Consider the following 19,806-nt stretch of genomic DNA (forward strand, 5'->3'; position numbering starts at 1 on the left):
CCTTGGAAACTTTTTCAATATAATGTATTTATGTTTATTGTAGCAAATTCCAATTTGTTAAAGTGTAAAACTTTTGTAAAGACATCCGTATAACTTAATGTTATTCTTCAAATATTAAGTGAATGTTCATCTTCAATGCTTTTTCCAACTGTTTTTTTTGCTTCTCTGCTTGAACCTTTTCTGCTAAAGCTAATTGCCTGCAAGCAATAAAAAAGACGAGCCCATCTTTATTTTTCTCCACACGAATCGTTTCAACAAGAGCTCGTTGCCTTACATTTAAGGCTGCAGAAAATTGTAAGATCGCACCTAACAAGCGAATCTTTTTCTGTTCACTTTTATCAAACCAATCTTCAAATGGCACTACATATTGTTTAAATAACATTTTCGATTTATAAGAAGCAATGAGGGCAAGCCTAACTCTATCTTTATGCATCATACCGTCAATCGTTTTATTTGCTAACAAATAAAACGTATGTAAGTGACTCGCTTCGTCATCTATGTATTTCCCAATATTAAACACTTTAGCTGCTCGATAAAATACTTCCCAATCTTTTTCTGACAAAGAAATGATATTAGCTTCTTCAAGTTGCTTGCAAATTAATGTTCCATGCTTAATAAGCTGAATAGCAAATTCCATATCCATTTCATATTCATAAGATAATAAATTTAAACTTTCTTCTACGACATTCGGATAATAAGAAACGCCTAAATCTTTCGTTAATTCTTCGTAGAAGACACCTTCTCGCAAGCCTTTCCTGCTTAATACAAATGCTGGAGCTTGCACAATATTTACGAGCATATGAAATACTTCAACAGCCGGAATAATAGTATCTGCCCGATCTTTTGCTAACCCATCCAATTTTTGCAATTCCATAAATGAAAGGCTTTTCAATTCGTCTTTTACATCTTTTATATTAGCTTCTTTCATTTTATATAAATGTAAACCTGCTATCGGATAGGAAATTAAATTTTGATGGATTTCCACCATATTACGCGCACTTCCACCTATTGCAATAAGCGGCAGTTTTTTATCATTTAACCACGGTAGCGTTCGAAATTGATACCATAAATATCGTCTTAATTCATCCAATTCTTCTGCGGTCGGTACTTCATGACGAATAAATTGTTGTTTTAAGGAAAGTGCCCCAAACGGAAAACTATAATACTCTATAATTTCTCTATCTCGAAAATACGTAACCTCTGTACTTCCCCCACCAATATCCACTGTAACTCCCTCTGTAAAAGAAGTTGAATTCATCACTGCTAAATAGCCGTAACGAGCTTCTTCATATTCGGATAATATTTTAAGGGTAAAATCTGTCTTCCCTTCTATTACCTTTTTAATCTCATCTTGGTTTTCTGCTTGTCTAATTGTTGCTGTAGCAACGCAAAGTACATGATGCAAGCTATGAAATCGTGTACTTTCTTGGAATTGAAGCAATGTTTGTAGTAAAATCCCAATGCCATCCTCTGTCAAAGATCCATCGATTAAATAATTTCTTAATCTGGCTACGACTTTTGTATTTTCAATTTCTTTATAAAAGCCTCCGCTTTGTTTTTCATAAATAACGAGTCGCATTGTATTTGAACCGATATCAATAATGGCATATTGCTGTTTCAATATATCTTTCACACTTCTCACTCTTTCATTATCAATTTTCTACAACATATTCTATCACTATTATATAAAATAGTTGTTTTTTGTAACAATATTGCTTTAATATTGAAAATATATACAAACACTTTTTGCATATAATAAAAACCCGTTTTTATTTATGTTATAATAATGAAAAATTGAAAGGAGATTCAATATGAAACCCTCACAACCACAATCTCAACTACACAACCAACATTCTATTAATCGGTTAGCTCAATCTATTTTCGTTGTGAATCGTCATGCAAAAGCTGCTACTAATCCTAAATACTTATACTGGCTAAAAAAGACCGCTTTAGAACATTTAATTTCTGAAAATAAAGCTGTAAAAGAAGGATTACATTTTTCTAGAAATCCTCGTTTTAGTCAGCAACAATCTGATGTTCTCATTCGTTTAGGTGAGTATTTTTTCCATATCCCCCCTACAAAAGATGATTTTCGTACCCTCCCGCATCTTGGTAATCTTGAATCTTCCTATCGAAATCCGAAAACAACCCTTTCTTTAGCAACAGCAAAAAAAACGCTTCAAGATTATATTGGTCCTGAAGCATTAAAAGAGGAAAAAAAATTAAGTGAACCAGTTCCTTGGTATCGCCGTACGTATACAAAAAAATAAAGCAGTTTGGCCTAATTAGGCCAAACTGCTTTATTTTTTTTCTTCTTTAATTTTAATATTTGCTTGTTTATAGAAAGCTACTTTTTCAGTATTATACGATTTTGTATATTCATTAAACTTATCTTTTTCAGCATCAATATCTTTATAAGATTGATTTACCGCTTTTACTTTATCACTAATTTCTTTTAATTTTGCACCCTTATCTTGTAACATTGTATATAATTCTTTTTCTAGTTTTAAAGATTTACTGTAAGCGTCATACATCTTTTTAAATGATTCATGTCGTTTTTCATAAGTACTCTTTACTTTATCCGCTTGTTCTTTTAATTTATTATCCTCAACTTTTTTTACATATTTATCAGCTGATTTCACTTCTTCTTGTGCCTTGTTTAATACTTCTTTTTCTTTATCTAGAATTTTCCCACGCTCTTCTGTGTTTTTCACTGCTTGATCAAGTTTTTCCTTCACAACTTGGTTATTATCTTTTCCTTCTGCTACAATTTGAGTGTACAAAGCTTGTCCTTCTTTTTCTAATGTTTCTAATTTCTTCGCATCTTCAAACATAGGTTTCTCTTGCTTAGCAGCATTCTCGAATGCCACATATAGTTCTTCTTCTGGTTTTGGACCAAAACAACCAGCTAATAAAGTCATGGATAATGCAGTTACAATTGCTAATTTATTATATTTCAACTTCTTTTCCTCCTACTTATATACGATCATCATGCCAAAAATTCAATGGAAAATGAGTAGATTCTTCATACACTTCAAATTCATAACCTTTTTTATGAAGTTCATCAATAATTGTTTGTAGTGCTTGTACAGTTTGTTTCTTCTCATGCATTAAAATAACTTCACGATCTTGTTTAGCACCTGAAATTATATTTTGCACTACACCATTTGGATTTCCTGGCAATTTCCAATCTAAAGAATCAATTGTCCAATCCCATTCTTTCATGCCTACTGTTACCATTTGATCCCGCAATCCTTGATTTAATCCTGGCATACTACCGTAAGGACATCTAACAAGGTTAGGTAAAATCCCTGTAACATCTTTCAACATGTTTTGTGCCTTTTTCATTTCTTCTACAAATTGACCTTGTTTATAAAGCTTACCGTAGTCATGTGTCATACTATGAACACCAGGGTAATGCCCTTCCTCCACTAAACGTTTCACACTTTCCTTGTAAGATGGAATATTTCCACCTATCATAAAAAATGTTCCTTTTATTTCATTTTTCTTTAAAATGTCTAAAATTTCTTTTTGAAATTCACTTGGCCCATCATCAAAAGTTAAGTACGCTACTTTACGTACTTGTCCATTGAATTTCACTGGTACCTTTTTATCCAATCCAACTTTAGACTGCTCACTAGTAAATTGGACTACATTTGTTTGATTTGCCACAGCCTTTGCAGGTGATGTAAAGGCTTGAAATATGAAAAACCCTACCGCGATTATAATAATTGTAATAGCCACTATTATCAGTCGCCTGACAAAAGACGATCGTCGGGCTCTCACGTCTATCATTCTATCATTCCCTTTCTCTATTTCTATCAATTTATCTACTTGTTCATTTTACACATTGCATCTATTTACTTGCAACAACTTACAAATATTCTTTTCCTTTCCTGAAAAGGAAAAGTGTAGAGCTTATCCTTCCTCTACACTTTTAAATGAGAAAACATTGTGCAAAATGTCCTGACACATCCACCACAATTATATGATGATTACATATATTTTTAAAGACTTTTGTTACAGAAAAAACAGTTTCTTGTAACAAAAGAGAAAAAAATGTTACAAAGAAACTATTTTCATTCCATCCTCTCATCAATTGAGGCTTACTCTACAGAAATAGAACACCACTACCTTACATTTTATTCACTGATTCATTATTAAACTATCTCTACACAAGCTTAAGCTTAGTATGAGAGTGAAAAATCATCCCACGATTCTATACATGGCTATATATTATTTTCCACCTAAAAAAATATTTTACATTATAATATTTGTATTCATCTATCTTTTAAATCTCTATTTTTATACAATCTATCTTGTGCTTTTTTCAACAATTCCTCTAGTGATTTACCTTCTACCGGATAACTAGCAGCCCCAAATAAAAGAGTAATATTTACTACATCATTTACAAGCTCATTTCTAATACTCTTTTCTAATCGATCTGTTATTGTTGATTTCTCATATCCGTGATCGACTGCTACAATAACATATTTATTTTCATCCCACCGTGTAACTACGTCACTTTTTCGAATTGTTTTCACAATCGCATACTCCATTTTTTGAATCAATTGGTTTAATTTTTTTTCTTGTATCGTCTCTTTCAATTCATTCCATTCTTTAATCGAAAGAATATAGGTTGTAGTGTTATGAGTATCTCTTTCTGACAATGCAGCTACTTTTTCAAAAAAATCAACTATAAATTCATTTCCTTTCATTCCTTGTAACTCATTATCTCCATGCATTCTTTTATCATACCTATACCCAAAGTAGTAGCTCAGCACCATTTGTATGATATAAATAAGGAGAACAGTCAAAAACGACCGAGCATCTAACTTCGAAATGACATCTTGCATGGCAATCCATTCTGTAACCGCGACCGTATTTCCAAGTAATAATCCACTAATTTTACCCTTATGTTTCATGCATTACCCCCTTCCATACCACTATATGTTTCTATAACAATAATGTTTTTCTACAATACAAAAAAATGTACATATTCCTTGTACATTTCTCTTTTAAGCTTGTATTCATTTTCTGTTTTATATCATATATATAATATATCACTTATAGAAAGGAGAGTGGATTGATGTTTAAAAAAGAAAACATGTCAGATATTATACGTTTTGCAGCTGGCTTTCTTCTATCATTAAAACTACTATTCGAATCATTCGGATTGACTTTCATTACAAATGACCAAATTGATGCTATCATAAACGTTGCTTCATTTTTATTTATTCTATACTTCGGATACAAAAATAACTATGTAGGAAAAAAAGGAGTAGAACAAAAGAAGCTACTCAAAAAACATGACCTACATTAAAAAAAGGAGCCTTTTTCGAAAGGGTCCTTTTTATTGTTGTCTTACAATTACTTCATTTGTTTGAAATGGACCATATGATAGTCCCTTATATTGAAATGTATATGTAGCACGAAGTGACGAAATCGCCGGAGCCTTACTCTTTCCTGCTTTTACTTGACAAATCAATTGAATCTTTTCATTCGGCAACAACTCATCAATACGCCATCTTACAAGTTGAAATAAAAACTCCCCTGCGCCTTTATCCGTTTTTAATGTGTTCGGAATATACGCAAAATGATCGCGAATCATATGACTTACAATTACCCGAGAAATCGTTTCAATCCCTCTATTTTCTACTTCAAGCTGAATAAACAGTGTCTCGTTTACACTATGGATAAGTTCATATAAAAAACGTTTTTCTTGCAAGCTACGAATTTGTAATGTTACTTCTACATCAGGAAGATCTTGTTTAGACCCACCCATCCACAAAACAGGCTGTAAAGATACAGGATACCTTTCTTGTTCCGAAATTCGTTTCCACATTTCCATACTATATACTCACCTCATTCCAGATGTATCATCTATACAACTTTATTCTGTCTAGCTACACAATAAACTACACTTTTGAAAATTATTTGCTCTTACAACTATCCATTTTCAACTTTTCTCATCTCTATCTTATTCGACAATATAAAGAAAAAATCATTTTAATTATTTCTTTTTGTATGTTCCTTTATTTTTTCACTGCTAGTATAAAGAAACTCTTTAATTAGTGAGGATGTTACTGCAACCGAATAATACGATAAAAATCGAGACAAAAAGAATATTTTGACGTAAGAAAAAGTTTGCCTTTTAGTCAAATTTGACTATAATATGAGTTATGATTTCTATTCTTTATAACATGTACAACAACATATCTCTTTATAAATAAATAAGGAACGAGACAAACTGTACATAAAGATATTCATATTTATGAGCTATTAAGTTAGTTCAGTTTTATACTAAAGGAGGGTTATATTTGGAAGCACAACTTTCACAAAACAACATAAGTAAAACAAAGTTTGTTGTTGCTGGATTATTACTCGGTATTTTAATGGCAGCAATGGACAATACAATTGTTGCCACTGCAATGGCAACAATTGTTGGTGACCTAGGAGGATTCGATAAATTCGTTTGGGTTACATCAGCCTATATGGTAGCGACAATGGCAGGAATGCCCATTTTCGGAAAACTTTCCGATATGTACGGTCGTAAACATTTTTATATTGGTGGATTACTTCTTTTCTTACTCGGTTCCATTCTTTGTGGTACAGCAACAAGCATTGAACAATTAAGTATTTACAGGGCAATCCAAGGTGTTGGTGGCGGTGCTCTTATGCCAATCGCATTTACAATTATGTACGACATCTTCCCACCCGAAAAACGAGGGCAAATGACTGGATTATTTGGAGCTGTTTTCGGTACATCGAGTGTTTTCGGCCCTTTATTAGGTGCCTACATTACTGATTATATAAGTTGGCATTGGGTCTTCTATATTAATATTCCATTAGGACTTATCTCCTTCTTCTTCATTTCTAAATACTACAAAGAGTCTCTAGAATACAGAAAACAAAAAATTGATTGGGCTGGTGCCATTACACTTGTAATCAGTATCGTTTGTTTAATGTTCGCACTAGAGCTTGGTGGTAAAGAATATGCATGGGATTCCAATATGATCATAGGATTATTTACAACATTCGCCATTATGCTTATTATATTCTTCTTCGTAGAAAGAAAAGCGACAGAACCTATTATTTCTTTCCACTTATTCAAAAAACCTTTATTTGCAGCAAGCCAAGGCGTTGCGTTTTTCTATGGAGCAGCCTTTATTATTTGTACAGTTTACATTCCAATCTTTGTTCAAGGTGTTCTGGGTGGCTCCGCATCAAATGCAGGATTAATTTTAACACCAATGATGGTAGGTTCTGTAATTGGAAGCCAGACAGGTGGACAGTTAGCTTCTCGAACAAGTTATCGTAACATTATGATGATGTCTGGAGTTTTCTTCGTTCTTGGTATTTATTTACTCAGTACTTTAACGATGGAAACATCACGTACACTCGTAACATTCTTTATGATTCTTGCAGGACTTGGAGTTGGGTTCTCCTTCTCAGTGTTAAGCATGTCTTCCATTCACAAACTAGAAATGAGAGACCGTGGTTCTGCTACATCAACTAACTCATTCTTCCGTTCACTCGGAATGACTCTTGGTGTAACTATTTTCGGTACGATTCAAAATCATATTTTCACCGATAAACTAAAAACCGTCTTTCCTCCTGAGTTAGCAAAAATGGCTCCAAAAGGTGGAGATACAAGCTTCTTATTGTCACCAAACGCTACTGAAAAGATCCCACCTCAAATATTAAGTGGAATTAAAGAAGCTCTTGCAACATCTATTGCCAACACGTTTTTCTGGGCTCTTATACCGGCTGCCATAAGCATTATTTGCATTCTGCTTATGGGTAAAGAGCGTCTCTTAACAGGACCAAAGACGAAACAAAAACAACAACAAGTAAGTTAATATGTAAAAATGGAACGGTATATCTCTTTATTGAGAGAGATATACCGTTTATAATATGTATAAAGTTTATATTACAGGAGTTGAGACAGCATGAGCATGAAATTAGTCATTCTCGGCTTGCTACTCGAAGGGGATAAACATCCATATGAAGTGCAGCACATAATGAAAGAAAGACAAATGGATTGTTATATTAAATATGCAAAAGGATCCCTTTACTACGCCTTTGAACAATTAGAAAAACAAGGTGCGATTAGCGTTACAAATATTGTACGGGATACAAATAGGCCAGATAAAACAATCTTTCATATAACAGAGGAAGGAAAAATTCTCTTTCAAGCCCTCCTGTTAAAACAATTTGAGGCAAAAAATCAAATCTATAAACCAATCTATTCAGCCCTCTCCTTTGCTCATTTTGGAGACGAACAAACAATAGTTCCTATTTTAGAAAAAAAGAGAAATGACACTGTACAATATTTACATACAATGCAAACGATATACGATCATAGCAAAACGAAGGTTCCACGTGCTCAGCTATATATTTTACAAAGTGTCATTGAACATATTACCGTTGAATTACGTTGGCTAAATGCACTCCATAAAGATGCAGTTGCAGACCGTCTTTCTGAAATCGGAATCGATATTGATTAAGATTATCTATAAGAGGGACTCCCTCTTATAGATAATCTATACCACCATTCTTTTATCGTTCACCATATCCAAATCTCTTCAGTTTATCCTCTTACATTTAAGCCTTTTTACACTTATTGAATTCAGAAAAATAAGAAAAACAAGAAATGAAAACTTCGGAATTTTCTTATTTCAAAACAGTAGACAAAATTCTAAAAATTATGTTAAAATTTGTTTCAATATCATATTCGCTTGTTAAATTCCTTTCAAAAGGAAAATAGGTACACGGAATTTTTATTTCGTGTTTAAAAGGGAAGTTTGGTGAAATTCCAGCACGGTCCCGCCACTGTAAATGTGGAGATTTCTTTTCTATACCACTGTGAAAACGGGAAGGTAAAAGAAATTATATGATGCATAAGTCAGGAGACCTGCCTATTTTAACAACACTGGTAGACTCACGGATGATGATGAGGTGTTAGAAACGAAAAGGAAGGCTTATTTTTCTATGCCTTTATACTTTTTGTTATAGGTATTTCCTAGTAAACGGAAATGCTTACTTTCAATTAGGGAGGAATTTAAAATGGCAATTCAAACGAGTAACTTAGGCTATCCACGTATCGGATTACAACGAGAGTGGAAAAAAACGTTGGAAGCGTTTTGGTCCAATAAGATTGATGAGCAACAATTTGTAACGACAATGAAAGAAATTCGTCTTCAGCATGTGAAAGTACAGCAAGAAAAAGGAATTGAATTAATTCCAATCGGCGACTTTACATATTATGACCATGTACTGGATACTGCCTACATGCTAGGATTTATCCCATCACGTTTTTCAGAATTTACATCTTATCTTGATGTGTATTTTGCAATGGCACGCGGTTCGAAAGATCACGTTGCTTCTGAAATGACGAAATGGTTTAATACGAACTATCATTATATCGTCCCTGAATATGAAGAAGGATTAAATATCTCTTTAAAAGATAATCGACCTCTTCGTTTATACGAAGAAGCAAAACAAGATTTAGGCATTGATGGAAAGCCTGTTATTTTAGGACCTTATACATTCTTAAAATTAACAAAAGGGTATAAACAGGATCAATTTGCTACTATTTTAAAACAGTTAGTTGTACCATATGTACAATTGTTAACTGAATTACATGAAGCAGGTGCAAAAATCATCCAAATCGATGAGCCAATCTTTGCATCTTTAACAAAAGAAGAAATTAAACTTGCAAAAGAACTTTACGAAACAATTCATAAAGAAGTTCCAAATGCAAATCTTATTCTACAAACATACTTTGATAGTATTGAAGAAAATTATGAGGAAATCATTACATTCCCTGTTTCCGGCATTGGATTGGACTTTGTTCACGGTAAAGAAGGAAATGTAAAAGCTATTTCAGAACATGGATTCCCATCTGATAAAATTTTAGCTGTTGGTTGTATAGATGGCCGTAACATTTGGAGAGCGGACCTAGATGACGTACTGTCTTTATTTAAAACATTACAAAATCAAATTACACCAAAAGGTTTAATTGTTCAGCCTTCTTGTAGCTTATTGCATACACCAATTGATAAAAAAGAAGAAACACACTTATCTACAGAATTATTTGATGCACTTGCATTTGCAAATCAAAAGTTAGAAGAACTGGTTCTTATTCAATCAGCCCTTACTAACGGCGTAGAAAGCATTAGCACAGAGCTTACAACATATCAAAATGCACATACTGCTATCCGTTCATCCACTGCACGTAACCGTGAAGATGTAAAATCCGCACGTACAGCACTTAAAGAAGATGACTTCTCACGTCCTCTTCCGTTTGAAAAACGCTATGAATTACAACAAGTAGCTTTACAGTTACCACTGTTACCAACAACGACTATTGGTAGCTTCCCGCAAACTACTGAAGTTCGTCAAACGCGTAAACAATGGCGTAACGGTGATATTTCAAACGAACAGTACGATCAATTTATCGAAAAAGAAACTGAAAAATGGATTCGCTACCAAGAAGATATTGGTCTTGATGTCCTTGTACATGGCGAATTTGAAAGAACGGACATGGTAGAATACTTCGGCGAAAGACTTGCTGGTTTCTCATTCACTAAAAATGGGTGGGTGCAATCATATGGCTCTCGTTGTGTAAAACCACCTGTCATTTATGGAGATGTTGCCTTTATAAATGGAATGACTATTAAGGAAACTGTATATGCACAAAGCCTGACAGACAAAGTTGTAAAAGGTATGCTTACAGGGCCTGTAACTATTTTAAATTGGTCATTTGTTCGAAACGATATTTCAAGAAAAGAAGTTTCGTATCAAATCGCTTTAGCACTTCGTCATGAAATTGAACTGCTTGAATCTTCTGGGATTAGAGTAATCCAAGTCGATGAGCCAGCACTTCGTGAAGGAATGCCATTAAAAGAAAAAGATTGGGATGCATACATTACTTGGGCAGTTCAATCGTTCCTTTTAGCAACTTCTTCTGTAGCAAATGAAACACAAATTCATACACATATGTGTTACAGTAATTTTGAAGATATTGTAGATGCAATTCGCGCATTGGACGCAGATGTTATTTCTATTGAAACATCAAGAAGTCATGGAGAATTTATTGATACACTAAAACATACAACATACGAAAAAGGAATTGGCCTAGGAGTCTATGACATTCATAGCCCTCGTGTTCCAAGTAAAGATGAAATGTTCACGATCGTGGAACAATCCTTACAAGTATGTGATCCAAAATACTTCTGGATTAATCCGGACTGTGGTTTAAAAACGAGAAAAACAGAAGAAGTTATACCGGCTTTAGAACATATGGTTCAAGCAGCGAAAGATGCTCGTTCCCTTCTAAAAACAAATGCATAAAAAAACAAGGTATCCTCTTTTGCAGGATACCTTGTTTTTTTACTCTTTACTTTCAAAAAAGAATTCATACTGTATTTTGTACAGTTCATCGTCCGTTGGTTCTTCAAGAGGAGTCGCTTGCATAACTAGTACATACTCCCCTTTCGGAACTGAAATATGTAATTTATTTGAAAGAATACTTGTTATAAAGACCCCTTCATCCTTTACTATAAAAGGAACTGATATCGTTCTCACTATTTCTTCTTTCTCAATATGTTTCCCAACAGTTACTTTCACTTCACAAGTATAATCAGAAATGGCTTCAAAAATAATTACACCATCTGCCTTCACATATCCTCTTTCAAAATCGTCATCATTCCACTCTACGTAAGGCTGCTGTCCATCATAGTTCATCAACATTAATTGTGAATACGAAATTGTTAATTCCATAACTACCCTTCCCCTCTATTATTTAAATTTTTAGCCTACTACTATTTCACTTCAAATTTCACACGTGTGCCATCTGGATATTTATCTAGCTTATTACCCACCCAAGAGCCTGCTCCTCGGTTATCCGCTGGACTTATATATTCGATATGAGCCCCTTTTCCGCCTTCTTTACACATTGCCATTGGCCATTCATCACGATCATATCCTTTTTTTGATGGATATGGCGCTAGCGACAATTTTCTTCTATCTGCTGCACCACCTCGATCAATCGTACAAATTTCTGAATGCCCTTCTTTTACCGCATCCGCAATATGTTTTCCTGTTTCAGGATAACGTTCTTTCGGAAATTCAAGCACTTGATCATACGTATTTGTTTTTTTATTACTTTGCTCCCCTTGTACAAATACCTCATAAACTGCTACCAATAGAGAAAGAATCGCTATAATTGAAATAATGATACCTTTTAATTGCTTCATACATACCTCCATATTTCTACCAATTACTTTTCCTCAATTATTATAACAAACTTCTTCTACATATGTTTTCAGACATTATTTTAACCCTCCCTCCCCTTTTATGCCAAAAACATTCATTTTTCCTCACCTTTTCACTAATCCTGTAGAAAACTTATGACCTTCCGACATTCTTTTTCAAAGGAAGTCGCTATAAAAAATGGAATTGATATATACGATACTTTTTGGGGAGGAAATATCATGGAAGCAATCTATAAAACGAAAGATGTCACGAATAAAACAGGCATCCCAAAACATATAGTTCGAAAATATAGTCAACTTTTAGAAGAACATGGCTATATCATTTCAAAAGCCGCTGATGCTCGTATTTATAAAATGGATGATTTGAAATTATTAAAATCTATACATGAACGAGCTGCCACATTACAAGAAGACATTACAGAAACAATTCCTATCATTCTAAAAGAAAAAGATACTCCGCCCGTACCGGTAATAAAAAAGGAGCAAGAAGTACAAACAAAAGAAGATAGTCGAAACTTTGAAGAATTCATGTTAAAACTCGAAATGCTCGCTCAATTAAATGAAGCAATTATTCATCAAAATTCTACTCTCATTACGCAAAATCGATTAAAAGATGAAAAATTAGATGAACTGATGCAACAAGTTTATGTAAAAGAAGGTACACAAGAAAAGATGCTCCAAGAGCTAGTTGACCACGCAGCTCAAACAGATGCACTGCAAAAAGAAAAAATGGACTTATTAATGAATCATATGTATAAACGCGAATCAAAACAAGAGGAGAAAATGAACAAACTTGTTAGCCAAATGTATCATAAAGACAGTGACCGAGATACACAACTTATGCAAGTCATACGCGAAATTCAAGAAACAAAGAGATTAATTGCCGCCTCAAAAGAACAAAATTTTTTTCAATCGTTCAAAAATTTATTTGTTCGAACGAAACAAGAAAAAACAAATGAATAAAACTTTATACGTCTTCTCACAGGTATTATGTATATAAAATAAAAAAGTTACCTTCTATTGGTAACTTTTATTCCTTATTTTTCACAGCTGGTAATGCAATAATTGCTTCCGTTCCTTTTCCACTCTCACTCTTATATTCCAGCGTACCATTATGAGCTTGCAAAATACTAAAGGTTACCATTAACCCTAAACCCGTTCCTTTTTCTTTTAAAGAATAATACGGTTGCCCAAGCCTTGCTAACTGTTCTTTCGTCATCCCAACACCACTGTCTTTCACTCGTATTATGATCATATCGTCTTTTTGAATGGCAGTCACTTTCAAATATCCTTTGTTTCCTTGAATTGCTTCAATTCCATTTTTAACAATATTCATAATCGCCTGCTTCAACTTAGTCTTATCACCAATCGTATACAGATTTTCCGAAATTTCAACTTGTAAATACACACCTTGCATTGCCGCAAATGAAGACATAAGCGTCGTCATTTCAATCAGTTGGGCCGATAAACATATATGTTCTTTTTTCTCAATTTGTGGCCTTGCTAAGTTTAAGTAATCTGAAATAATTTGTTCAGCACGATCCAGTTCAGCTAATACGAGACGCATATAATCTTTATTCTTCATATCTTCTGTACTCTCTAATAGCTGAATAAAACCACGAACAACTGTAAGTGGATTTCGAACTTCATGTGCAACACTTGCTGCTAACTCACTTATAATGTTTAGCTTTTCTGATTTCTGCATTTCTGTACGTAATAATGCGTTTTCATTTAAGTATTCTGTTAAGTACACTTGAAATACCATTGTCATGACCATAATTAGTGAAGCAAATATGTATCCGCTATACAAATGCGATATAGGTGGTGTAAAACCTGTTCCTAGTAAAACATCGAACATTCCAAATACGAGAGAGACAAGCACATAAAAAGACGAAATCATAAAAGATAAAATGAGTTTCTTATCTCTTGGAAAAAACGTCCACTTTTTTGATAAAAACAATGGAATGATCGCAAGAAATATAGTTTCTATAATTAGAAACCAACTCATCCCTTTTAAAAACCATCCATACACGATAAAAATAATAGCTGGTATAATACCTACAATTCCACCGTACAAAAAACCACTAATAATCGGGATTTGGTGGAAATTATAACCACAAACAGTGCCAAAACAAATAGAATATGTTATGGAGAGAACGAGCGTAACACTAGATACAAACATAATAAAGTAGCGATTGGGCTTTGGAAGCATATCTTGATAGCGATTTAGGCGAATCGCTTCATATAAAAATAGTGGTAAAATAATGATTGCAATTTGGATCATTAAATCACGGATTAGCTCCATACCCTTTCATCCCCTATATGTATTTTGATATGATTATATCATTTTATTGTTCCTTTTGTTTTAAAATTTAGATTTTTCTTAACATATTTGTTAATCATTTGTTAACAATCGTTAAGAAATGTTACAACTTTCCGAAATGATTGTAAACCCTGTACCAAATTCCTTCTGTGCAGTATACAATGAATACGGGTTACAGATAAGAGAAAAAATAGTCCACTAGACGGACAACTATAGCAATGTACAGCATATAATCCATACTATCTATGTTTACCAATAAGTGATCATTATTTTAGTAGGAGGAAGATAAAAATGGCAGGAACTACACTTGTTTTAAAAGAGGAAAATTTCGTTGTTCTAGAAAATGTTGATAAGTCGGTATACGAAGAGCTTCAACATAAAGCTGGGGAAGAAAATTGTACGTGCGCTGTGAATGAATCAGTTGTACATCTCGGTAAAGTCTCTTCCGTACTTTGGAATGAAGATGAAATAGATTGGGAATACGGTTATTAAAAAGTCGCTTTAAGCGGCTTTTTTTATGCGCTACAAAGCGCAATAATGAAAAATATGATAAAATGAACTTAATTTTTTAACGGAAGAAAGGGCGATACAATGGAACAATTCATTAATCCTAAAGCGAAGGACATCCAAATTTCTGGAATTCGCCAATTCTCTAACATGATTCAAGATTACGAGAATCTCATTTCTTTAACAATTGGACAACCTGATTTCCCTACACCTTCTCTAGTAAAAGAAGCAGCAAAACGGGCCATCACAGAAAACTATACAAGCTATACACATAACGCTGGTGTATTAGAATTACGAGAAGCAGCTTGTAACTTTGTAAAAGATAACTACGATTTACACTATTCACCTGAAAACGAAACCATCGTAACCATCGGGGCTAGTGAAGCTATTGACGTTGCCTTTCGTACCATTCTAGAGCCAGGAACAGAAGTTATTTTACCTGCTCCTATTTACCCAGGTTATGAGCCTGTTATTAGACTGTGCGGTGCAACACCTATTTTTATAGATGTTCGTGAAACTGGTTTTCGCTTAACAGCGGAAGCTCTGCAAAATGCAATTACAGATCGAACAAGATGCGTCGTACTACCGTATCCATCTAATCCAACTGGGATTACGCTATCCAAAGAAGAATTAAAAGATATTGTATCTGTCTTAAAAGATAAAAATATTTTCGTTCTTTCTGATGAAATATATAGTGAACTAGTATATGAAGGGCAACATACATCTATCGCTCAATTCCCAGAAATGCGTGAAAAAACGATTGTCATTAATGGCTTAGCCAAATCACATTCTATGACAGGATGGCGTATTGGATTTTTATTTGCTCCGAATTATTTAGCAAAACATATTTTAAAAGTTCATCAATATAATGTGACATGCGCTAATTCAATCGCCCAATATGCCGCAATTGAAGCGTTAACAGCTGCTAAAGATGCTCCGAAGATGATGCGCCACCAATATAAAAAACGTCGTGATTATGTATATAACAGACTCATTCAAATGGGATTAACAGTCGAGAAACCGAATGGTGCCTTTTACTTGTTCCCATATGTCGGAAATTTAACATCTTCATCATTTGATTTTGCACTCGATCTTGTAAAAGAAGGCGGACTCGCCCTCGTTCCTGGAACAGCATTTTCTGAATACGGTGAAGGTTATATTCGTCTTTCCTATGCTTATAGCATCGAGACTTTAAAAGAGGGCTGCGACCGTTTAGAAGCCTTTATAAAGAAAAAAGCTAAGAGTTAAACTCTTAGCTTTTTTCATAACGATCACAAGTTTGACGCTTCAATAATTTGTGCGGAATAATAATGCATTTTGAAGTCGTTTCAGAATGCTCTACCTTATCAACTAAAGCTTTTGCGGCTTCATATCCTAATTGATAAATATTAACATCGACTGTTGAAAGTGGTGGACTCGCAATTTCAGATAGTAAGGCATTGTTAAAACTTACAATAGAAACATCATCCGGCACAACGAATCCCTTTTTAGACAATGCACTTAATACACCAAGTCCGATTAAATCATCCGTTGCCATAATTGCCGTTGGTGGTTTCTCAAGTCCCATTAATTCCTCGACAGCTTGTTGACCGCTCTCTCTTGAAAAATCAAAATGAAGAATATATTCATTCGGCAACACAATATCTGCTAGTTTTAAGGCATCGCTCATTCCAGCTAATCGATCTTTTGTTACAAGCAAATCAGAACCACCGCCAATAAATGCAATTTGCTTATGACCTAGTGAAATGAAATATTCTGCAACCTCTCTTGCCGCTGTATAATTGTCATTATCCACATATGTAACTTCATCTTTTCTATCATATGGCTTTCCAATTAAAACAAACGGGAAATTTTGATCATTTAAATATTGAATAATGCGATCATTTTCTCTTGAATAAAGAAGAATAATTCCTCCGATTTGACGACCTTGTACCATTTTTACAACACCATTAAAAATCTCCTCTTCCGTTTCACCCGTTGACATATAAAGCGCGTATCCTTCAACATGAGAGAACGAACTAATCCCTCGAATGACTTCCGGGAAAAATGGATTTTGAAATGCTTTACTTGCAGAACTCGGCATAACCAGTCCAATCGTTTTTGTCGTTTGATTCGCTAGATTTCTCGCATTTAAATTCGGATGATATCCTAATTCACTCATCACTTTACGAACGCGACGCTTCGTTTTTTCACTTATACTTGGATTATCAGCAATTACACGAGAAACGGTCGATGGTGCAACATTCGCCTTTTTCGCCACATCTTTAATTGTAACTGTCATAAAAATCTCCTCCTCTCATTTTTCTGCCATATCATATGTATTTTTATCCTGCAATTTTGCAAGTAATAGAAGAAAACGAATAGTTTCAACTATTCAACAAAAACTATCTTACAGTAAACTAATATGCTCCCTCTTCATGTATTGTAAGGGATAGAGATTTATTTTCCTATACTATAATATACTATTTTTTTCACATCTTTTCTCTTGCATTGTCAAATAACTTTTTAACCCCTCTAAAAAAAAGAGAAATGGGACATAATGTCCCATTTTCATCCTTTCGTACCTCCAGCTGTTAAACCAGAAATAAAATATTTCTGTAGCGATAAGAATAAAATAGAAATCGGTATCGCAATTAATACAGATCCTGCCGCAAATGTCGTAAATTCGTTACCAAATTTTTTCGCTACCATTTCGTATAAACCAACAGCTAAAGTATAATTTTCCGGTGTTCGTAAAATGATACTCGCTAAAATAAAGTCTGTAAATGGCCCAATGAAAGTAAATAAGGCTACAACCGCTACAATTGGCTTTGCAAGTGGCATAATAATTTGCCAGAAGATACGGAAGTGTCCAGCCCCATCCATACGAGCTGATTCATCCAACTCTTTCGGAATTGTGTCAAAATACCCTTTCATAAGCCATGTATTCATCGGAATAGCTCCGCCCACATAAATTAAAATTAATGCAAGATGCGTATCAATTAATCCTGTTAACTGAGCTAATACATACAGTGCAATTAACGCTGCAAAGTTCGGGATCATTTGAAGAATTAAAAATGTTAATAAACCATTCTTTCTTCCTACAAAACGATATCTTGAAAATGCATAAGCAGTAAAACTAATTGCTAACACTGAAAAAATCATTGTCAATGTACTAACTTTTAAAGTATTTTTATACCAAAGTAAGTAATTACTTTTCTCTACGTCTAGTAACTCTCGATAATGATCTAACGTTGCATTTTTCGGAATAATACTTGATCCAGATAAACTATCTCCTGGATTAAATGATGAGCCAATAATCCATAACAATGGATAGAAAATGATGACACACATTATCAAGATAACTAAATAACTTAATGAAAGACGTAACATCTTTTGTCGTTTTGTATTCATTTACATCATATCCTCTTCTTGGAATGATTTTGTTCTCTTAAATTGCCATAACGCCACTGTAATAACGATTAACGATAAAATCATTGTAAGAGCTGCTGCTTTTCCGTACTGTGCTGATGTCATCGTTAACTTATAGATCCATGAAATTAAAATATCAGTTCCACCTGCATCTTGTCCTGCTACAGCAGGACCTCCGCCATTAAACAGATAAATAATACTAAAGTTATTAAAATTAAACGTATATTGTGTAATTAAAATCGGCGCTGTTGCGTATAAAACGAGCGGCAATGTAATTTTGCGAAATTGTTGCCAAGCTGTTGCACCGTCCACTGTAGCCGCTTCATACAATTCCCCTGGAATCGATTGCAATATCCCTGTTGTCATTGCAAAAATAAATGGGAAACCAAGCCATGTTTGAATGAATATTAAAGCGGTTTTCGCCCAAAACGGATCTGTCATCCAAGCAATCTTTTCGATTCCAAATAAAGCTAGCACTTGATTGTTAATCGCTCCAAATGTTTCATTAAACATACCTGCAAAAACAAGAATGGATACGAATGCAGGAACAGCCCATGGTAAAATAAAAATTGTACGAATAATCGCTTTCCCTTTAATACCTGGCTGGTTCACTATGATTGCTAAAAAGATACCAAGTGCAACTTGTAATGTTGTTGCAACGAATGTCCAAATTACAGTCCAAGAGAACACACTTAAAAATGTATCTCTCCACATCGGTAATGTGAAAATATCAATAAAGTTTTTAAAGCCAACCCAGTCCACTAGTTTCGCTGGCGGAGAGTGATATAAATCATAGTTTGTAAATCCAATTAAGAATACAAAAATAATTGGAAATACAACAACAAAGATAAGTAATAGAAAACCTGGTGAAACCATTAAATATGGAAAACCTTGATCTAATAAATTACGATATTGCTCTTTTACTGAATTTAATGGTGTTCCTATATCACGTTTCTTCCCATTTTGGTATGCATCATATAAGTTAAATGCATATATACCTAAACCAAATGCGATAACGATGAGCGCCAAAATCCCTTCTACTAATAGGAATACAGAATGATCACGAGGAACTTCTGTACCGAGCGTTACAATTCCCCACAATCCCATATTTAATAAATCAGCAAATGCTACAACAAATGAGCCCGTTAATACAAGAAAGATAAGAGCTTTTACGTATTGCTTATTATATAGTTGACCAATCCCTGGAATGATTGACAACATCACAGCTGTTTTGCGGTGTTTTGAACCGTTCAATTTTTGCGTTGGTTCAATGGATGTTTGCAT

Annotated in this window: 19 protein-coding genes and 1 riboswitch; of the genes, 8 read left to right on the forward strand and 11 right to left on the reverse strand. The window is 34.1% G+C overall.

The genetic code is table 11. The features are described 5' to 3' along the window. Positions 1 to 100 precede the first annotated feature (100 nt). A complete protein-coding gene (locus DJ93_RS05515) occupies positions 101 to 1,633 on the reverse strand; it encodes a Ppx/GppA family phosphatase (protein ID WP_042979573.1) in 1,533 nt (510 codons plus the stop codon). Between the two features lie 178 nt (positions 1,634 to 1,811). On the opposite strand from DJ93_RS05515, the gene DJ93_RS05520 reads away from it, so the two are divergent. Next, on the forward strand, positions 1,812 to 2,270 hold the full coding sequence (locus tag DJ93_RS05520) for a YkyB family protein (RefSeq protein WP_042979574.1): 459 nt from the start codon (positions 1,812 to 1,814) through the stop codon (positions 2,268 to 2,270). Positions 2,271 to 2,300: 30 nt separating this feature from the next. On the opposite strand, the gene DJ93_RS05525 is transcribed toward DJ93_RS05520, so the two are convergent. From DJ93_RS05525 to DJ93_RS05535, 3 genes are all read right to left on the reverse strand, one after another. Continuing rightward, the gene (locus DJ93_RS05525) at positions 2,301 to 2,921 is read right to left on the reverse strand and encodes a YkyA family protein (RefSeq protein ID WP_052109662.1); all 621 of its coding nucleotides are present in this window, start codon (positions 2,919 to 2,921) and stop codon (positions 2,301 to 2,303) included. A 55-nt stretch (positions 2,922 to 2,976) separates the two neighbouring features. Beyond that, entirely contained in the window at positions 2,977 to 3,795 is an 819-nt protein-coding gene (locus DJ93_RS05530; protein WP_042979576.1) for a peptidoglycan-N-acetylglucosamine deacetylase, read from the reverse strand. Positions 3,796 to 4,280: 485 nt separating this feature from the next. Further along, positions 4,281 to 4,925, reverse strand: coding sequence for a diguanylate cyclase domain-containing protein (locus DJ93_RS05535; RefSeq protein WP_042979577.1), 645 nt, complete (start codon positions 4,923 to 4,925; stop codon positions 4,281 to 4,283). Between the two features lie 164 nt (positions 4,926 to 5,089). Here DJ93_RS05535 and DJ93_RS05540 point away from each other — a divergent pair, with 164 nt between their 5' ends. Further along, positions 5,090 to 5,323, forward strand: a complete 234-nt coding sequence (locus tag DJ93_RS05540; protein WP_042979578.1) for a phage holin — start codon at positions 5,090 to 5,092, stop codon at positions 5,321 to 5,323. A gap of 30 nt (positions 5,324 to 5,353) precedes the next feature. On the opposite strand, the gene DJ93_RS05545 is transcribed toward DJ93_RS05540, so the two are convergent. Then, complete coding sequence (locus DJ93_RS05545) at positions 5,354 to 5,851, reverse strand: hypothetical protein (protein ID WP_042979579.1); 498 nt, start codon at positions 5,849 to 5,851, stop codon at positions 5,354 to 5,356. Positions 5,852 to 6,320: 469 nt separating this feature from the next. Here DJ93_RS05545 and DJ93_RS05550 point away from each other — a divergent pair, with 469 nt between their 5' ends. The 3 genes from DJ93_RS05550 (at position 6,321) to metE (ending at position 11,358) form a co-directional block, all read left to right on the forward strand. After that, positions 6,321 to 7,862, forward strand: coding sequence for an MDR family MFS transporter (locus DJ93_RS05550; RefSeq protein ID WP_042979580.1), 1,542 nt, complete (start codon positions 6,321 to 6,323; stop codon positions 7,860 to 7,862). A 90-nt stretch (positions 7,863 to 7,952) separates the two neighbouring features. Next, the gene (locus DJ93_RS05555; RefSeq protein WP_042979581.1) at positions 7,953 to 8,510 is read left to right on the forward strand and encodes a PadR family transcriptional regulator; all 558 of its coding nucleotides are present in this window, start codon (positions 7,953 to 7,955) and stop codon (positions 8,508 to 8,510) included. 241 nt (positions 8,511 to 8,751) lie between these two features. Next, a riboswitch (cobalamin riboswitch) is annotated at positions 8,752 to 8,939 on the forward strand. A 130-nt stretch (positions 8,940 to 9,069) separates the two neighbouring features. Beyond that, positions 9,070 to 11,358: a 5-methyltetrahydropteroyltriglutamate--homocysteine S-methyltransferase gene (metE, locus tag DJ93_RS05560; RefSeq protein ID WP_042979582.1), complete on the forward strand. Its 2,289-nt coding sequence runs from the start codon at positions 9,070 to 9,072 to the stop codon at positions 11,356 to 11,358. 39 nt (positions 11,359 to 11,397) lie between these two features. On the opposite strand, the gene comJ is transcribed toward metE, so the two are convergent. Continuing rightward, on the reverse strand, positions 11,398 to 11,787 hold the full coding sequence (gene comJ / locus DJ93_RS05565) for a competence protein ComJ (protein WP_042979583.1): 390 nt from the start codon (positions 11,785 to 11,787) through the stop codon (positions 11,398 to 11,400). 41 nt (positions 11,788 to 11,828) lie between these two features. Beyond that, positions 11,829 to 12,263: a DNA-entry nuclease gene (gene nucA / locus DJ93_RS05570; protein ID WP_042979584.1), complete on the reverse strand. Its 435-nt coding sequence runs from the start codon at positions 12,261 to 12,263 to the stop codon at positions 11,829 to 11,831. A gap of 237 nt (positions 12,264 to 12,500) precedes the next feature. Between nucA and DJ93_RS05575 the strand changes: the two genes are divergently transcribed. Further along, positions 12,501 to 13,244: a DUF3967 domain-containing protein gene (locus DJ93_RS05575; protein ID WP_042979585.1), complete on the forward strand. Its 744-nt coding sequence runs from the start codon at positions 12,501 to 12,503 to the stop codon at positions 13,242 to 13,244. Positions 13,245 to 13,311: 67 nt separating this feature from the next. Here DJ93_RS05575 and DJ93_RS05580 read toward each other — a convergent pair whose 3' ends face one another. Next, entirely contained in the window at positions 13,312 to 14,586 is a 1,275-nt protein-coding gene (locus tag DJ93_RS05580) for a sensor histidine kinase (protein ID WP_042979586.1), read from the reverse strand. A 309-nt stretch (positions 14,587 to 14,895) separates the two neighbouring features. Between DJ93_RS05580 and DJ93_RS05585 the strand changes: the two genes are divergently transcribed. Next, positions 14,896 to 15,096 carry a hypothetical protein gene (locus DJ93_RS05585; protein ID WP_042979587.1) on the forward strand — a complete coding sequence of 67 codons (201 nt, stop codon included), beginning with the start codon at positions 14,896 to 14,898 and terminating at the stop codon, positions 15,094 to 15,096. A gap of 99 nt (positions 15,097 to 15,195) precedes the next feature. Further along, the gene (locus DJ93_RS05590) at positions 15,196 to 16,359 is read left to right on the forward strand and encodes an aminotransferase A (RefSeq protein WP_042979588.1); all 1,164 of its coding nucleotides are present in this window, start codon (positions 15,196 to 15,198) and stop codon (positions 16,357 to 16,359) included. Positions 16,360 to 16,363: 4 nt separating this feature from the next. Here the strand turns inward: DJ93_RS05590 and malR are convergent, their stop codons facing one another. The 3 genes from malR to malC form a co-directional block, all read right to left on the reverse strand. Then, on the reverse strand, positions 16,364 to 17,392 hold the full coding sequence (malR, locus tag DJ93_RS05595; protein WP_042979589.1) for a maltose operon transcriptional repressor MalR: 1,029 nt from the start codon (positions 17,390 to 17,392) through the stop codon (positions 16,364 to 16,366). Between the two features lie 269 nt (positions 17,393 to 17,661). Next, positions 17,662 to 18,504 carry a maltosaccharide ABC transporter permease MalD gene (malD, locus tag DJ93_RS05600; RefSeq protein WP_042979590.1) on the reverse strand — a complete coding sequence of 281 codons (843 nt, stop codon included), beginning with the start codon at positions 18,502 to 18,504 and terminating at the stop codon, positions 17,662 to 17,664. Then, the gene (malC, locus tag DJ93_RS05605; RefSeq protein ID WP_042979591.1) at positions 18,505 to 19,806 is read right to left on the reverse strand and encodes a maltosaccharide ABC transporter permease MalC; all 1,302 of its coding nucleotides are present in this window, start codon (positions 19,804 to 19,806) and stop codon (positions 18,505 to 18,507) included.

The sequence above is a fragment of the Bacillus clarus genome (assembly GCF_000746925.1).
In the GTDB taxonomy this organism is placed as follows: Bacteria; Bacillota; Bacilli; order Bacillales; family Bacillaceae_G; genus Bacillus_A; species Bacillus_A clarus.

What these genes read in the sequence shown, in the direction of transcription:
- DJ93_RS05520 (WP_042979574.1), top strand. Translation starts at nt 1,812, where the DNA reads ATGAAACCCTCACAACCACAATCTCAACTACACAACCAACATTCTATT.
- DJ93_RS05525 (WP_052109662.1), bottom strand. Translation starts at nt 2,921, where the DNA reads ATGACTTTATTAGCTGGTTGTTTTGGTCCAAAACCAGAAGAAGAACTA.
- DJ93_RS05530 (WP_042979576.1), bottom strand. Translation starts at nt 3,795, where the DNA reads ATGATAGACGTGAGAGCCCGACGATCGTCTTTTGTCAGGCGACTGATA.
- DJ93_RS05535 (WP_042979577.1), bottom strand. Translation starts at nt 4,925, where the DNA reads ATGAAACATAAGGGTAAAATTAGTGGATTATTACTTGGAAATACGGTC.
- DJ93_RS05540 (WP_042979578.1), top strand. Translation starts at nt 5,090, where the DNA reads ATGTTTAAAAAAGAAAACATGTCAGATATTATACGTTTTGCAGCTGGC.
- DJ93_RS05545 (WP_042979579.1), bottom strand. Translation starts at nt 5,851, where the DNA reads ATGGAAATGTGGAAACGAATTTCGGAACAAGAAAGGTATCCTGTATCT.
- DJ93_RS05555 (WP_042979581.1), top strand. Translation starts at nt 7,953, where the DNA reads ATGAGCATGAAATTAGTCATTCTCGGCTTGCTACTCGAAGGGGATAAA.
- metE (WP_042979582.1), top strand. Translation starts at nt 9,070, where the DNA reads ATGGCAATTCAAACGAGTAACTTAGGCTATCCACGTATCGGATTACAA.
- comJ (WP_042979583.1), bottom strand. Translation starts at nt 11,787, where the DNA reads ATGGAATTAACAATTTCGTATTCACAATTAATGTTGATGAACTATGAT.
- nucA (WP_042979584.1), bottom strand. Translation starts at nt 12,263, where the DNA reads ATGAAGCAATTAAAAGGTATCATTATTTCAATTATAGCGATTCTTTCT.
- DJ93_RS05575 (WP_042979585.1), top strand. Translation starts at nt 12,501, where the DNA reads ATGGAAGCAATCTATAAAACGAAAGATGTCACGAATAAAACAGGCATC.
- DJ93_RS05580 (WP_042979586.1), bottom strand. Translation starts at nt 14,586, where the DNA reads ATGGAGCTAATCCGTGATTTAATGATCCAAATTGCAATCATTATTTTA.
- DJ93_RS05585 (WP_042979587.1), top strand. Translation starts at nt 14,896, where the DNA reads ATGGCAGGAACTACACTTGTTTTAAAAGAGGAAAATTTCGTTGTTCTA.
- DJ93_RS05590 (WP_042979588.1), top strand. Translation starts at nt 15,196, where the DNA reads ATGGAACAATTCATTAATCCTAAAGCGAAGGACATCCAAATTTCTGGA.
- malR (WP_042979589.1), bottom strand. Translation starts at nt 17,392, where the DNA reads ATGACAGTTACAATTAAAGATGTGGCGAAAAAGGCGAATGTTGCACCA.
- malD (WP_042979590.1), bottom strand. Translation starts at nt 18,504, where the DNA reads ATGAATACAAAACGACAAAAGATGTTACGTCTTTCATTAAGTTATTTA.
- malC (WP_042979591.1), bottom strand. Translation starts at nt 19,806, where the DNA reads ATGCAAACATCCATTGAACCAACGCAAAAATTGAACGGTTCAAAACAC.